The sequence below is a fragment of the Streptomyces sp. NPDC014734 genome, assembly GCF_043083325.1.
In the GTDB taxonomy this organism is placed as follows: Bacteria; Actinomycetota; Actinomycetes; order Streptomycetales; family Streptomycetaceae; genus Streptomyces.
The window spans coordinates 127,934-142,132 of sequence record NZ_JBIBYN010000009.1 but is presented as its reverse complement, the minus strand read 5'-3'; the positions used below and the strand labels follow the sequence as shown (position 1 = coordinate 142,132).

Here is a 14,199-nt window from a genome sequence, read left to right as displayed (position 1 = left end):
GCCCGCTCGTCCTGCTCGCGACCGTGTCCGCGATGACGGTGGGCACCGTCGCCCCGGCTCTCGCCGACGCGACGACCGACCCGCGTCCCCGTACCGCCGCCGAAATCCTCAGACCCCTCGCCCCGCCGCCCCCGAGCAGCGCGGCGGGCGCGCCCCGGGCGGTCGCGGACGGCGACGGCATCGAGACCGCGCGCGCCTCGCGCCCGATCGCGCCGGGGGTCCGTCTCGACTCGTACGACCGGCTCGAATCCGACAAGTGGCTGCGGGTCGACTCCCTCTCCGTCGACCTCGCGGGCAGCGGCGTGCGCGCCGACTACCTCTCCTCCGGCAAGGTCTCCGAACGGCACACGGTCTCCGAACTCGCCGCCGGACACGACCCGGGCCGGGGCCGTCGTACCGTCGCGGCGATCAACGCCGACTTCTTCGACATCAACCAGACCGGCGCGCCGGAAGGCATCGGCATCAGGGACGGTGCCGTCGTCCAGTCGCCGGCGCCGGGCATCGACCGGGCCGTCGGCATCGGCCCCGGCAGCGCGGGCCGCATCCTGAACCTCTACTTCGAGGGGAAGCTCACCCTGCCCTCCGGGCAGCGGCCGCTCGCCGCGTACAACGCCGCGAACGTACCGGCCGGGGGAGTCGGCGCCTACACCTCGGCCTGGGGAGGAGCCGACCGCGCGATGACCGTGGACGGTGCGACCCCCGTCGCCGAAGCGGTCGTACGGCGGGGCAGGGTCGTCTCGGTCTCCGACACCCCCGGTTCGGGCGCCGTCCCCGACGACACCACCGTCCTGATCGGCCGGGAGGCCTCGGCCGCCGCGATCGGCGCGCTGAAGCCCGGTGACGCCGTCTCCCTGACCTACCGGGCCCGCACCGACGACGGACCCGTGCCGCGCACCGCGGTCGGCGGACGCGAACTCCTCGTCGTCGACGGAACCGCCCAGGACCACGAGGGCGAGGGGAACAACACCGCCGCGCCCCGGACCGCCGTCGGCTTCTCCCGGGACGGCCGGACCATGCAGATCATCACCGTCGACGGACGGCAGGCCGACAGCGGCGGCGTCACCCTCACCGAACTCGGTCTGATGATGCGCCGCGCCGGTTCGTACAGCGCGCTCAACCTGGACGGCGGCGGCTCGTCGACCCTCGTCGCGCGGGAGCCCGGCAGCGACGCGCTCCGGGTGGAGAACAGCCCGTCCGACGGCAGCGAACGCACCGTCCCCAACGGTCTCGCCCTCACCGCCCCCGACGGCAGCGGCCGGCTCAAGGGCTTCTGGGTGAGCACCCGCACCCCCGCCGCCACCGCACCGGGCGTCGACCCCGTCAGGGGCGGCAGGCCCGACCGGGTCTTCCCCGGGCTCACCCGGCGCCTCACCGCGAGTGGATACGACGAGACGTACGGCCCCGCCGACGGCACCCCGCGCTGGCGCACCGCGCACGGCTCCGTCGGCACCGTCGACCGCGACGGCCTGTTCACCGCGCGCCGCGGCGGCACCACCGAGGTCCGCGCCGAGAAGGGCGCGGCGCGCGGCGGCACCACCCTCACCGTCCTCGACGAACTCGCCCGGATCGAGCCGACCACCCGGCGTGTCGGCCTCGCCGACGGCGACGCCACCGCGACGTTCGGGATCGTCGGACTCGACGCCCACGGCGCCTCCGCCCCCGTCGAACCCCGTGACATCGCCCTCGACTACGACCGGAGGCTCTTCGACGTCCGGGACGACGGACGGGGCTCCTTCACCGTCACCTCCCGCACCGGCAGCGGCGCCGGGCAGATCCGGGCCACCGTCGCCGGTGCCACCACCGCCCTCGCCGTGAGCGTCGGCCTCGCCGAACAGGCCGTCGCCGGCTTCGACGACGCCGGCTCCTGGACCTTCAGCCAGGCCCGGGCGAGCGGCTCCCTCTCCGCCACGCCCGACGGCCGTACCGGCACCGGACTGAAACTGGACTACGACTTCACGCAGTCCACCGCCACCCGCGCGGCCTACGCCGCCCCGCCCCGGCCGATCCCCGTGCCCGGCCAGCCCCAGTCGTTCAAGCTGTGGATCAAGGGCGACGGCAACGGCGCCTGGCCGACCCTGCACCTCAAGGACGCCTCCGGCTCCGACCAGTTGCTGCGCGGACCGTACGTCACCTGGACCGGCTGGCGGCAGGCCGTCTTCGCGGTCCCGTCCGGAGTCGCCATGCCGCTGTCCGTGTCCCGCTTCTACCTCGCCGAGACGGCCGCCGCACGGCAGTACACGGGGGAGATCGTCGTCGACGACCTCACGGCGCAGGTGCCGCCCACCGTCGACCTCCCCGAACAGGCAGCTCCCGCCGATCCGTTGATCGACCCGGCCGCCGTGACCGAGCGCCGGGACTGGCGGTTCGCGGTGATGTCCGACGCCCAGTTCGTCGCCCGTGAACCGAACAGCGACATCGTCGCCCAGGCGCGGCGGACGCTGCGCGAGATCAGGGCGGCCCGGCCCGACTTCCTGGTCGTCGACGGCGACCTCGTCGACGAGGGATCGCCCGAGGACCTGGCCTTCGCCCACCGCGTCCTGGCCGAGGAACTCGGCGACGCGCTGCCCTGGTACTACGTACCGGGCAACCACGAGGTGATGGGCGGGAAGATCGACAACTTCGTCGACGAATTCGGGCCCGCGCAGCGGACGTTCGACCACCGGGGGACCCGGTTCATCACGCTCGACACGTCCAGCCTCGGTCTGCGCGGCGGAGGCTTCGCCCAGATCAAGGAGTTCCGCGCCCAGCTGGACGCGGCGGCGAAGGACCGCTCCGTCGGCTCGGTCATGCTGATCGAGCACGTACCGCCGCGCGATCCGACCGCGCAGAAGGGCAGCCAGCTCGGCGACCGCAAGGAGGCGGCCCTCGTCGAGCAGTGGCTCGCCGACTTCCGCCGCACGACGGGCAAGGGAGCGGCGTTCGTCGGCGGCCACGTCGGCGTGTTCCACGCCTCGCACGTCGACGGCGTGCCGTACCTGATCAACGGCAACTCCGGCAAGGCACCGGCGGGACCCGCGGACGAGGGCGGCTTCACCGGCTGGTCGCTGATCGGCGTGGACCGGGTCACGCCCGGCGAACAGGCGGTCGCCCGGCAGCGCCCGTGGCAGGGCGGTCCCGACTGGGTGTCCGTGCAGACGCGGGCCCATGTCGACGCGCTCGCGATCGACGCGCCCACGGTGCTCGGCGCCGGAAGCCGCGCGAGGGTCACGGCGACCGTCACCCAGGGGGTGCGCGGCGTTCCGGTCGGCTTCCCGCTGTCCGCCGACTGGACCGGATCCCCGAACGTCCACATCGGCCATCGGGGCGACGCCCGGCAACGCCACACCGCCGTCCTCGACCCGTCGACCGGCGTGCTCACCGCGCTCCGGCCGGGCACCGTCACACTCGCGGTGACGGTCAACGGCACCACCCGGAAGGTACGGATCAGCATCGCGGCTGCCGGGACCGCGACGGCGGCCTGACGGACCGCGAGCCCCCGGGCCGGCCATGTCCCGGCCGGCCCGGGGGCCGGGCCGTCTACACCTTGCGGTAGTCGTACGCCTCCTTGGCCGCGGCCTCCACCGCGTCGATGTCACCGCCCGCCGACGCCGTCACCACCGCGGCCACCGCGCCCTCCAGGAACGGCGCGTCCACCAGCCGCGCGCCGTCCGGGAGTTCGTCGCCCTCGGCCAGCATCGCCCGGACCGTCAGCACGGCGCTGCCCAGATCCACCAGCAGCACCACGCCCGCGCCCGTGTCCACCGCCCCGGCGGCCTCGGCGATCAGTTCCGCGCTCGTCCCGAGGTCGCCCGACGGCGTGCCCCCGGCGGCGGCGACCGGAGCCGTCGCGCCCCCGGCCGCGAGGCCCCTGGCCAACTCGGCGACGGACTCCGCCACCGGGCCGCTGTGCGAGACCAGCACGATCCCGACCTGGTTCACGTCACTCACGCGTCGCCTCCGTTCGCATCGCCGGCCTCGGCCAGCGCGCCGATCAGCAGGGCGGAGGACGCCGCCCCCGGATCCTGGTGTCCGATGCTGCGCTCACCCAGATAGCTCGCCCTGCCCTTGCGCGCCTGCAGCGGCACCGTCGCCAGTGCCCCCGCCCCGGCGGCGTCCCGGGCCGCGTCGAACGACGTCGCGAGCGCCTCGGCCGCCGGCAGCAGCGCGTCGAGCATCGTCTTGTCCCCCGCCTGCGCACCGCCGAGCTGGGCCACGGCGGCGACGCCCGTGCCGAGTGCCTCGGCCAGCTGCCGCCGCGTCACCTCGGGCTCGTCGCCCAGGGCCTTTCCGGTGCGCCGCAGCAGCGTCCCGTACAGCGGTCCGGAGGCCCCGCCGACGGTCGAGATCAGCTGCCGTCCGGCGAGCATCAGCACGGCACCCGGGGTCTGCGGTGCCTCCTTGTCCAGGACCGCGGTCACCGCGGCGAACCCGCGCTGCATGTTGGCGCCGTGGTCGGCGTCCCCGATGGCCGAGTCGAGTTCGGTGAGGTGGTCGGCCTCGCGATTCACGGCGGTCGCGGCCGCGGTCATCCAACGGTGGAAGAAACCGGTGTCGAGCACATGATCTCCTTGTCGTCGGGTCAACGGCCCCAGCGCAGCGCCGGCGTCTGAACCGGCGCGTCCCAGAGGCGCAGCAGTTCCTCGTCCACCTGGCAGAGCGTCACCGAACAGCCCGCCATGTCGAGCGAGGTCACGTAGTTCCCCACGAGCGTACGAGCCACCACGACACCCCGCTCGGACAGCACCCGCTGCACTTCGGCATTGAACCCGTACAGCTCCAGAAGCGGGGTCGCCCCCATGCCGTTGACCAGCGCGATCACCGGTGCGCTCGGCCGCAGGTCCTCCAGCACCGCGTCCACCGCGAAGTCCGCGATCTCCCGTGACGTCATCATGGGGCGCCGCTCGCGGCCCGGCTCGCCGTGGATTCCGATGCCCAGCTCCAGTTCCCCCGGCGGCAGGTCGAAGGTGGGGGAGCCCTTGGCCGGTGTGGTGACGGCGTCCAGTGCCACGCCGAAGCTCCGCGAGGACTCGTTCACCCGACGGGCCACGGCCTCCACCCGCTCCAGCGGCGCGCCCTCGTCGGCCGCCGCCCCGGCGATCTTCTCCACGAACAGGGTGGCGCCGGTGCCCCGTCGCCCCGCCGTGTACAGGCTGTCGGTGACCGCCACGTCGTCGTCGACACGGACCTGGGCGACCCGGATGCCCTCGTCCTCGGCGAGCTCGGCGGCCATCTCGAAGTTCAGCACGTCGCCGGTGTAGTTCTTGACGACGAACAGCACCCCCGCCCCGCTGTCGACGGCCGCCGAGGCCCGCACCATCTGATCCGGCACCGGCGAGGTGAACACCTCTCCCGGGCAGGCGGCGGACAGCATGCCGGGGCCGACGAACCCGGCATGCAGGGGTTCGTGCCCGGACCCGCCCCCGGAGACGAGCGCCACTTTCCCGGCCACCGGGGCATCGCGCCGCACCACGACCCGGTTCTCGACATCCACGGTCAGCTCGGGATGAGCGGCGGCCATGCCGCGCAGCGCGTCCGCGACAACGGTTTCGGGAACGTTGATCAGCATTCGCAACGCAATCTCCTGGCGATCTCGGCGGGGCTGTTGCTGGACCGACGCCGACTCTACTGAGGGGCCGTCATGTTGTGTCGGAAGTCGCGGAACTGATGTGCGCCGGGGCCGCGTGGCGGCGGGGCACGCTCACCGGATCTGCCGGGCCCGGTGCGTCGCCACGCGGACGCGGGTGCCGCAGCGCGTGGAACAGAACCGCTGCGGTGCGCGGCGTCCCGCGTCGATGAAATAGCGGTCGCACCCGGGAGCGGCGCACCGGCCCCAGGCACAACGTCCGCGTTCGCCGAGCCACAGGGCGAGGGCGAGGGCGGCCGTGGACAGAAGCCATTCCGCGGGGTGCGCGTGTTCGGGGGTACGGGTGTGGAGCGACCACGGGCGTCCGGGGAGGCGGACCAGGCGGGGCCGGGCGGGATACCGGTCGAGCAGGGCGTTGATGGCTTCCGCGGCTTGGTCCTCGTCGTGCAGGTCGAGGATCCGGGAGAGGCCGACGGCGGCCTCGCGGAACTGCCGGGCGGTGGTTTCGTCGAGGGCGAGCGGGGGGCCGCCGTGCCGTTCGACCACGGCCCGGAGCGCGTTCGCCGTCGCCGGACCGCCGTCCCGGACGGTGTTGACCAGGTCCACCAGGAAGTACAGGCCGCGTGGATTGTCGTCGCTGTCGTGGAGGCTGTCGCCCACCGGATCTCCCTCGTGCCGGGTGTGCCCCCCGTCCGGGCGTGCTCGCCGTGTCGCGCGCACCCACCCATGGTAACGTCAAAAAACAAGGTTATCGTTACCAGGTCCGGGTGTTCCCCCGGGCGCGGAGGGGCCCATGTCTGTTCCGTCGAAGGTGTCCGTGCTGGTGGTCGGCGGTGGTCCGGTCGGCCTGACCCTGTCGGCCCTGCTGTCCGGCTTCGCGGTGGACCACGTACTTGTCGAGGCCCGCGCGACGACATCGCGTCATCCGAAGGCCCGGGGGCTGTCAGCCCGCTCCATGGAGATCTTCCGCCGGATGGGACTGGAACCCGCCGTCCGACGGGCCGGACTTCCCGCCTCCCAGGTCTTCTTCTACCGCGGACACGACCTGGTGGACCCGGACTTCACCCGGACCGCGCCGGCCCGGGCACCGGAGCACGGTGAGGACGGGCGCACGCCGTCCCCGGGGCTCATCTGCTCCCAGGACGTCCTCGAACCGGTCCTGGCGCGGCGTGCGGGGGAGCTCGCCGGCGACCGGGTGCGATTCGGTACGCGGCTTGTGTCGTTCACCGACGACGGCCACGCGGTACGGGCGGTCGTCGAGGAGGCCGCCACCGGCATCCGCCACGTCGTGACCGCCGACTGGCTCGTCGGGTGCGACGGTGCCGCGAGCGGCGTGCGCACCGGGGCCGGGATCGCGATGGAGGGCCCGACCGGGCTCGGCCGCTACCTCAGCATCCGGTTCGAGGCGCCCCTCGGCGACGTGGTCGCCGACCGGGCCAGCGCCTCCTACTTCCTCACCGCCCCGGGGCGCGGCGGATTCATGGCCGTCGACAACGACCGCCGGTGGATCTACCAGTACCCGCTCGACGACACGGCCCGGCCACGGGACCTGTCCGGTCACGCGTACCTGGAACACCTCGTCCGCACCGCGGCCGGCATCGTGGACCTCGACGTGACGGTGCACGGCACGACGACCTGGCGCATGGACGCCCAACTGGCCGCGGCCTACCGCGCATCACGCGTCCTGCTCGTCGGCGACGCGGCACACACCGTTCCGCCGACCGGCGGACACGGCATGAACACCGGAATCGGCGACGCGGACAACCTCGCCTGGAAAATCGCCGCCGTCACCGCCGGATACGCGGGCGACGCGCTGCTGGACAGCTACGGGGCCGAGCGCCGCCCCGTCGCCCGCCAGGTCATCGACATCTCCACCGACAACGCCCGCAGCCGTACTGCCTACCGCATCGACGACGAACTCCTGCTGACCGCCGCCTACCGCTCCACCGCCGTCGTCGCCGAGCCGCCGCGCCCCGGCCGGACCGCGCTGGACCCCGAGGGCCACCGACCGCTCTGCGCCCCGGGACGACGCCTGCCGCACGTGCCCCTGCGCGCCGCGGACGGGGGCGCCGCCTCCACCCTCGACCTGGTCGGACCCGGTTTCACCCTGATCGCGCGGGGCGACGGCGTGCCGTGGCGGCGCCGGGCCGACGCCGCCCGTCGGGCGGGTGTCCCGCTCACCGTCCACGTGCTGGGGGCCGGCGGACACCGCGAGGTCCGGCCCGGCGGATGGGACGCGGTCGAGGGCACACCGGGACCGTCCGGCGCCGTCCTCGTCCGTCCCGACGGGCACATCGCCTGGCAGTCCTCCGGCGACGACGGGGCGGAGCTCACGTCCGTCCTGCGACGGGTCCTCTCCCGCGCGGAGCCGCTCACCCCGTCGGCGTAGCGACCGAAGGGGCGCGGTCCCGGGGGCCGCGCCGTGTCGTGGCGCGTCCCCCGGCGGTGCGCGGGGGCCGTCCCCCCGCCCCGCGACGCACCGCGTCCGACGCCGCGCGCTGATCCACCACAGATCACGGGACAGCCCTTAGGGTGCGAGCCATGGCAGAGAGTGCGGCTCACCGGGGTGCCGCGGGGTGGGGCACTCACACCGCCCCCGGCCCCGGCACACCCGACCCGCGCCGCTGGCGGGCGCTCGCGGTGTGCCTGATCGCCGGGTTCATGACCCTGCTGGACGTGTCCATCGTCAATGTCGCCCTGCCGTCGATCCGGGCCGGGCTGCACACCCCGGACTCCGACCTGCAATGGGTGCTCTCCGGCTACGCGCTCGCCTTCGGGCTGTTCCTGATCCCCGCGGGGCGTCTCGGCGACGCGCGGGGGCGTCGCAGGGTGTTCATGGCGGGCCTCGCCCTGTTCACGCTCGCGTCGGCCGCCTGCGGGGCCGCCCAGACCAGCCTCTGGCTGGTGGTCGCCCGGCTGGTCCAGGGCCTCGCGGGCGGCCTGATCTCACCGCAGATCTCCGCGTTGATCCAGCAGATGTTCTCCGGGTCGGAGCGTGGCCGGGCCTTCGGCATGTTCGGCACCGTGGTCGGCGTCTCCACGGCCGTCGGCCCGCTGTCGGGCGGGCTGCTGATCCAGGCGACCGGCGCCCACGAGGGCTGGCGCTGGGTGTTCTACGTCAACCTGCCGCTCGGCGCCGTGTGTCTCCTGCTGGCACGGCGCCTGCTTCCGGACACCCCGTCGGCCGGGCCGGTGCGGCTGCGCGACCTCGACCCGCTCGGCGTCCTGCTGCTCGGATCGGGCGTACTCGCCCTGCTGCTGCCGTTCGTCCAGGCCCAGCAATGGCCCGGCGACGGCAAATGGCTGCTGCTGGTGCCGGCCGCGGCACTGCTCGGCGCCTTCGTCGGCTGGGAGTCGCGGTGCGGCGGGCGCGGCACGCAGCCGGTCGTCGACCTGTCGCTCTTCCGGGTCCGCTCGTACTGGCTCGGCTGCCTGCTGGCCCTGCTCTACTTCGCCGGATTCACCTCGATCTTCTTCATCACCACGCTCTACCTGCAGAACGGACTGCACTACACCGCCCTGCAGGCGGGTCTCGTCATCACGCCCTTCGCCCTGGGCTCGGCCGTCGCGGCCGGCCCCGGCGGCAGGCTCGTCGGCAGCTTCGGACGCCCCCTGGTGGTGGCCGGGCTGGTCACGGTGGCGGCCGGACTCGGGGCCACCGCCCTCGCCGTGCACCTGGTGCCGGAACGGGGCACGGGGTGGGCGATGGCGGCCCCGCTGCTCCTGGCAGGTCTGGGCAGTGGTCTGGTCATCGCCCCGAACCAGACGCTGACCCTCGCCGAGGTACCGGTGGCCACGGCGGGCAGCGCGGGCGGCGCCCTCCAGACCGGCCAGCGGGTCGGGTCGGCCATCGGGATCGCCGCGGTCGGCTCGGTGTTCTTCGCCCGGCTGGGCGGCAACGGCTGGGCGGGCGCGTACGACCACGGCCTCGTCGTCGCGGTCGGCTTCGTCGTGGCCTCCCTGGTCATCGGCCTGGCGGACGTCCGGGGGGAGCGCCGCGACGGGCGCCACGCACCACGAACCGTCTCCGGCAGGGCGGCGGGCAGAGCCTCATGAGGGAGTACGAGAGATGAACGCGACACCCGGCCCGGCGAACGAGGGCACCGGCAACACGGGGACCCCCGGCAACGACGGCCCGGGGACCGACGGCAACGCGGCCTACGGGCACAAGGCCTTCAAGCGCTCCCGGAGCCACTTCGCCGACCGCGTCACCGCCGACGGCAGGGATGGCTGGCCCGTCGAGGCCGGCCGCTACCGGCTGGTCGTCAGCCGTGCCTGCCCCTGGGCGAGCCGCGCGCTCGTCTCCCGGCGGCTGCTCGGGCTGGAGGCGGCCCTGTCGCTCGCCGTCGCCGATCCGATCCAGGACGACCGCAGCTGGCGCTTCACCCTGGACGAGGGCGGCCGGGACCCGGTGCTGGGCATCGCCTATCTGAGCGAGGCGTACGAGGCCCGGGAGCACGGTTACCCCGGCGGGGTCAGCGTGCCCGCGATCGTCGACGTACCCAGCGGCAGGCTCGTCACCAACGACTTCCAGCAGATCACCCTGGACCTCGCGACCGAGTGGACCGCGCTGCACCGGCCGGGCGCCCCCGACCTGTATCCCGAGGCCCTGCGCGACGAGATCGACGAGGTCATGGAGGGGATCTACCGAGACGTGAACAACGGCGTGTACCGCGCGGGATTCGCGTCCGGGCAGGACGAGTACGAGGCCGCGTACCGGGACGTGTTCCACCGGCTGGACCTGGTGTCCGACCGCCTCGCGGACCGGCGCTATCTCGTCGGCGAGACCCTCACGGAGGCGGACATCAGACTGTTCACCACCTTGGTGCGCTTCGACGCCGTCTACCACGGACACTTCAAGTGCAACCGCTCGAAGCTCGCCGAGGACCCGGTGCTGTGGGCCTACGTGCGCGACCTGTACCAGACGCCGGGTTTCGGCGACACCGTCGACTTCCACCACATCAAGCAGCACTACTACCGGGTCCACGCCGGCATCAACCCCACCGGCATCGTGCCGGTGGGGCCCGACCTGTCGGGCTGGCTGACCCCGCACCACCGCGAGGAGCTGGGCGGACGCCCGTTCGGCGACGGGACACCGCCGGGCCCGGTGCCCGCCGACGAGGCGGTCCCACCGTCGGGGCGCCCCTGAACCGGACGCCCGCCGGGGCGGCGGACACCTCAGGGGCAGGGCCCTGTCGAGTCGGCGGCGATCACGAGATATCTTGATGTCAAGCAATGTTGCAGACGTGGAGCGGAGCAGACGGTGACTGACTCGACCATCATCTATACACACACCGACGAGGCCCCGGCCCTGGCGACGTATTCGTTCCTGCCCGTCGTCCAGGCGTACGCCTCGACGGCCGGGGTCAACGTCGAGAGCCGTGACATCTCTCTGGCCGGGCGCATCATCGCCTCCTTTCCCGAGCGTCTCCAGGAGGGCCAGCGCATCGACGACGCGCTCGCCGAGCTCGGAGCCCTGGCCCAGACCCCCGAGGCCAACATCATCAAGCTGCCGAACATCTCGGCCTCGATCCCGCAGCTGAAGGCCGCCGTCGCCGAGCTTCAGGCGCAGGGCTACGCGCTCCCGGACTACCCGGACGACCCGCGGACCGACGAGGACAAGGACGTCCGCGCGCGTTACGACAAGGTCAAGGGCAGCGCGGTCAACCCGGTGCTGCGCGAGGGCAACTCCGACCGCCGCGCCCCCGCCTCGGTGAAGAACTACGCCAAGGCGCACCCGCACCGCATGGGCGCCTGGTCGGCCGACTCGAAGACGAACGTCGCGACCATGGGCGTCGACGACTTCCGCTCCACCGAGAAGTCCGCCGTCATCGCCGAGGACGGCACCCTGCGCATCGAGCTGGTGGGCGACGACGGCAGCACCACCGTGCTGCGCGAGTCGGTACCGGTGCTCGCGGGCGAGGTCGTCGACGCGGCGGTCATGCGCGTCGCGGCCCTGCGCGAGTTCCTCACCGCGCAGGTCGCCCGTGCCAAGGCGGAGGGCGTGCTCTTCTCCGTCCACCTCAAGGCCACCATGATGAAGGTCTCCGACCCGATCATCTTCGGCCACGTGGTCCGCGCCTTCTTCCCGAACACTTTTGCGAAGTACGGAGACGCGCTCGTCGCTGCCGGGCTCTCCCCGAACGACGGCCTCGGCGCCATCCTGAACGGCCTGGACTCCGTGCCGCACCTGGGCGCCGAGATCAAGGCGTCCTTCGAGGCCGAGCTCGCCGACGGTCCCGCGCTGGCCATGGTCGACTCCGACAAGGGCATCACCAACCTGCACGTGCCGAGCGATGTCATCGTCGACGCGTCCATGCCGGCCATGATCCGCACCTCCGGCCACATGTGGGGCCCGGACGGCCAGGAGGCCGACACCCTCGCGGTGCTCCCCGACAGCAGCTACGCGGGCGTCTACCAGGTCGTCATCGACGACTGCCGGGCCAACGGCGCCTTCGACCCGTCGACGATGGGCTCGGTGCCGAACGTCGGCCTGATGGCGCAGAAGGCCGAGGAGTACGGCAGCCACGACAAGACCTTCGAGGTACCCACCACCGGCACGGTGCGGGTCGTCGACGCCAACGGCGACGTCGTGCTGGAGCAGGCGGTGGGCGCCGGTGACGTCTTCCGCGTCTGCCAGGCCAAGGACCTGCCGATCCAGGACTGGGTCAAGCTCGCGGTCACCCGCGCCCGCGCCACCGGCGCCCCGGCCGTGTTCTGGCTCGACGAGGACCGCGCGCACGACGCGCAGCTGATCGCCAAGGTCAGGAAGTACCTCGCCGACCACGACACCGACGGCCTGCAGATCGAGATCATGTCGCCGGAGAAGGCGACCGCGTTCTCGCTGGAGCGCATCCGCCGCGGCGAGGACACCATCTCGGTCACCGGCAACGTGCTGCGCGACTACCTGACCGACCTGTTCCCGATCCTGGAGCTGGGCACGAGCGCGAAGATGCTCTCCGTCGTCCCGCTCATGAACGGCGGCGGCCTGTTCGAGACCGGGGCCGGTGGCTCCGCGCCGAAGCACGTCCAGCAGCTGGTGAAGGAGAACTACCTGCGCTGGGACAGCCTGGGCGAGTTCTTCGCCCTCGCGGCCAGCTTCGAGCACCTCGCGACGACCACCGGCAACGCCCGCGCCCAGATCCTCGCGGACACCCTCGACCGCGCCACCGGCACCTTCCTCAACGAGGACAAGTCGCCGAGCCGCAAGCTGGGCGGCATCGACAACCGCGGCAGCCACTTCTACCTGGCCCTCTACTGGGCCCAGGAGCTGGCGCGGCAGACCGAGGACGCGCAGCTCGCGCAGGCGTTCGCCGGTCTGGCGAAGACGCTGGGTGAGCAGGAGCGGACCATCGTCGACGAGCTGATCGCGGTGCAGGGCTCGCCGGCCGACATCGGCGGCTACTACCAGCCCGACCCGGCCAGGGCCGCCGCCGTCATGCGTCCGTCGGCGACCTTCACCCAGGCCATCGCGTCCCTCGGCTGACGGGACCCGCACGGGGCCCCGCCCCGTCCCTCCGCCCCGGTCGGCATCGTGCCCGGCCGGGGCGGTTCCGTGTCCCGGGCCGGCGGCGCCGTCCGGTGGGACACGCCCGGTGCGGACTCCGTCCCGGCAATCGCGTACGGAGGAGCCCGACCGCCGGTAGGTTCGACTGCCCCGGAACGACCGGGCCGCTCGGGGCGAGCGGGTCTGCGCAAGGAGGTACCGTGCCGACAAGCAGGAACGCGGTGGTCACCGGAGGATCGCGGGGCATCGGCCGCGCGATCGTCGAGCGCCTGTGCCGCGACGGCGCACACGTGGTCTTCAACTACACCACCGGCGAAGCCGCCGCCGCCGAGGTCGTCCGCGCGGTGCGCGCCGACGGGGGCACGGTACACCCCGTCCGGTGCGATCTCGCGGAACCCGACGGGCCCCGGCGGCTCATGGAGAGCGCCGAGGAGACGCTCGGCGGTCTGGACATCCTGGTGAACAACGCCGCGCTGTGCCCCTCCCCGTCCGCCATCGCCGACACCGACCCGGAAGTGTTCGACGAGGTGCTGGCCGTGAACACCAGAGCGGTCTTCATGACGATCCGGTACGCCGCCCTGCGGATGCGCGACGGCGGCCGCATCGTGAACATCTCCTCGGCCAACACCGTGCGCCCGGGCCCCGGAATCGCCGCCTACGCCGCGAGCAAGGGGGCCGTCGAACAGCTCACGGCCATCGCCGCCCGCGAACTTGGCGCGCGCGGAATCACGGTCAACTCCGTCTCGCCCGGCGCGACCGACACCGAGATGCTGCGCGGCGCCAACCCGCCGGAGGCCCTCGAAGCGGTCGTCGGCATGACCCCGCTCGGCCGGTTGGGCGAACCGGCGGACGTGGCCGACGTCGTCGCGTTCCTGGCCGGACACGACGCCCGCTGGGTCACGGGGCAGAACGTGCGCGCGACGGGAGGGCTCGCCTGAGAGCCCGTCGGGCGCCGGGACGGCCGGACCGCTCACCCGGCCCCGGCGCCGTCCGTTCGCCCCGGTACCTCCTTCGCCCGCCCTGACGGGTGAATGTCGTGGGGGGGGGGGGGGGGGGGGGGGGGCGGGGGGCGCCCGGGGGGGGGGGGGGGGCGGGGGGGGGGGGGCCCCCCCCCCCGGGGGGGCCCCCG

10 protein-coding genes are annotated in these 14,199 nt (G+C 73.4%); 6 read left to right on the top strand and 4 right to left on the bottom strand.

The features are described from left to right. Nucleotides 1-32 precede the first annotated feature (32 nt). Nucleotides 33-3,461, top strand: coding sequence for a phosphodiester glycosidase family protein (locus tag ACF1CT_RS16950; protein ID WP_391784757.1), 3,429 nt, complete (start codon nt 33-35; stop codon nt 3,459-3,461). Between the two features lie 55 nt (nt 3,462-3,516). Here ACF1CT_RS16950 and ACF1CT_RS16945 read toward each other — a convergent pair whose 3' ends face one another. The 4 genes from ACF1CT_RS16945 to ACF1CT_RS16930 all read right to left on the bottom strand — a co-directional run bounded on the left by ACF1CT_RS16945 (nt 3,517) and on the right by ACF1CT_RS16930 (nt 6,223). Next, nucleotides 3,517-3,927 carry a PTS-dependent dihydroxyacetone kinase phosphotransferase subunit DhaM gene (locus ACF1CT_RS16945; RefSeq protein ID WP_391784616.1) on the bottom strand — a complete coding sequence of 137 codons (411 nt, stop codon included), beginning with the start codon at nt 3,925-3,927 and terminating at the stop codon, nt 3,517-3,519. Beyond that, nucleotides 3,924-4,538 (bottom strand): dihydroxyacetone kinase subunit DhaL, encoded by a 615-nt coding sequence (dhaL, locus tag ACF1CT_RS16940; protein ID WP_391784615.1) that lies wholly within the window; start codon nt 4,536-4,538, stop codon nt 3,924-3,926. Before dhaL ends, ACF1CT_RS16945 begins: the two co-directional genes overlap by 4 nt. 20 nt (nt 4,539-4,558) lie before the next feature. Then, nucleotides 4,559-5,545: a dihydroxyacetone kinase subunit DhaK gene (gene dhaK / locus ACF1CT_RS16935; protein WP_391784614.1), complete on the bottom strand. Its 987-nt coding sequence runs from the start codon at nt 5,543-5,545 to the stop codon at nt 4,559-4,561. Between the two features lie 132 nt (nt 5,546-5,677). Next, nucleotides 5,678-6,223, bottom strand: coding sequence for a CGNR zinc finger domain-containing protein (locus tag ACF1CT_RS16930; protein ID WP_391784613.1), 546 nt, complete (start codon nt 6,221-6,223; stop codon nt 5,678-5,680). 133 nt (nt 6,224-6,356) lie between these two features. On the opposite strand from ACF1CT_RS16930, the gene ACF1CT_RS16925 reads away from it, so the two are divergent. The 5 genes from ACF1CT_RS16925 (at nt 6,357) to ACF1CT_RS16905 (ending at nt 14,008) form a co-directional block, all read left to right on the top strand. Next, entirely contained in the window at nt 6,357-7,952 is a 1,596-nt protein-coding gene (locus tag ACF1CT_RS16925; protein ID WP_391784612.1) for an FAD-dependent monooxygenase, read from the top strand. A 152-nt stretch (nt 7,953-8,104) separates the two neighbouring features. Beyond that, the gene (locus tag ACF1CT_RS16920) at nt 8,105-9,619 is read left to right on the top strand and encodes an MFS transporter (RefSeq protein WP_391784611.1); all 1,515 of its coding nucleotides are present in this window, start codon (nt 8,105-8,107) and stop codon (nt 9,617-9,619) included. Between the two features lie 13 nt (nt 9,620-9,632). Next, nucleotides 9,633-10,712 carry a glutathione S-transferase family protein gene (locus ACF1CT_RS16915; RefSeq protein ID WP_391784610.1) on the top strand — a complete coding sequence of 360 codons (1,080 nt, stop codon included), beginning with the start codon at nt 9,633-9,635 and terminating at the stop codon, nt 10,710-10,712. Between the two features lie 114 nt (nt 10,713-10,826). After that, nucleotides 10,827-13,049 carry an NADP-dependent isocitrate dehydrogenase gene (locus ACF1CT_RS16910; protein ID WP_391784609.1) on the top strand — a complete coding sequence of 741 codons (2,223 nt, stop codon included), beginning with the start codon at nt 10,827-10,829 and terminating at the stop codon, nt 13,047-13,049. Between the two features lie 221 nt (nt 13,050-13,270). After that, complete coding sequence (locus ACF1CT_RS16905) at nt 13,271-14,008, top strand: glucose 1-dehydrogenase (RefSeq protein ID WP_391784608.1); 738 nt, start codon at nt 13,271-13,273, stop codon at nt 14,006-14,008. Nucleotides 14,009-14,199: the final 191 nt, after the last annotated feature.

Bases quoted from the DNA above. Each gene is read 5' to 3' on its own strand.
- ACF1CT_RS16915 (WP_391784610.1), top strand. From the start codon at position 9,633: ATGAACGCGACACCCGGCCCGGCGAACGAGGGCACCGGCAACACGGGG.
- ACF1CT_RS16925 (WP_391784612.1), top strand. From the start codon at position 6,357: ATGTCTGTTCCGTCGAAGGTGTCCGTGCTGGTGGTCGGCGGTGGTCCG.
- ACF1CT_RS16920 (WP_391784611.1), top strand. From the start codon at position 8,105: ATGGCAGAGAGTGCGGCTCACCGGGGTGCCGCGGGGTGGGGCACTCAC.
- ACF1CT_RS16950 (WP_391784757.1), top strand. From the start codon at position 33: ATGACGGTGGGCACCGTCGCCCCGGCTCTCGCCGACGCGACGACCGAC.
- dhaK (WP_391784614.1), bottom strand. From the start codon at position 5,545: ATGCTGATCAACGTTCCCGAAACCGTTGTCGCGGACGCGCTGCGCGGC.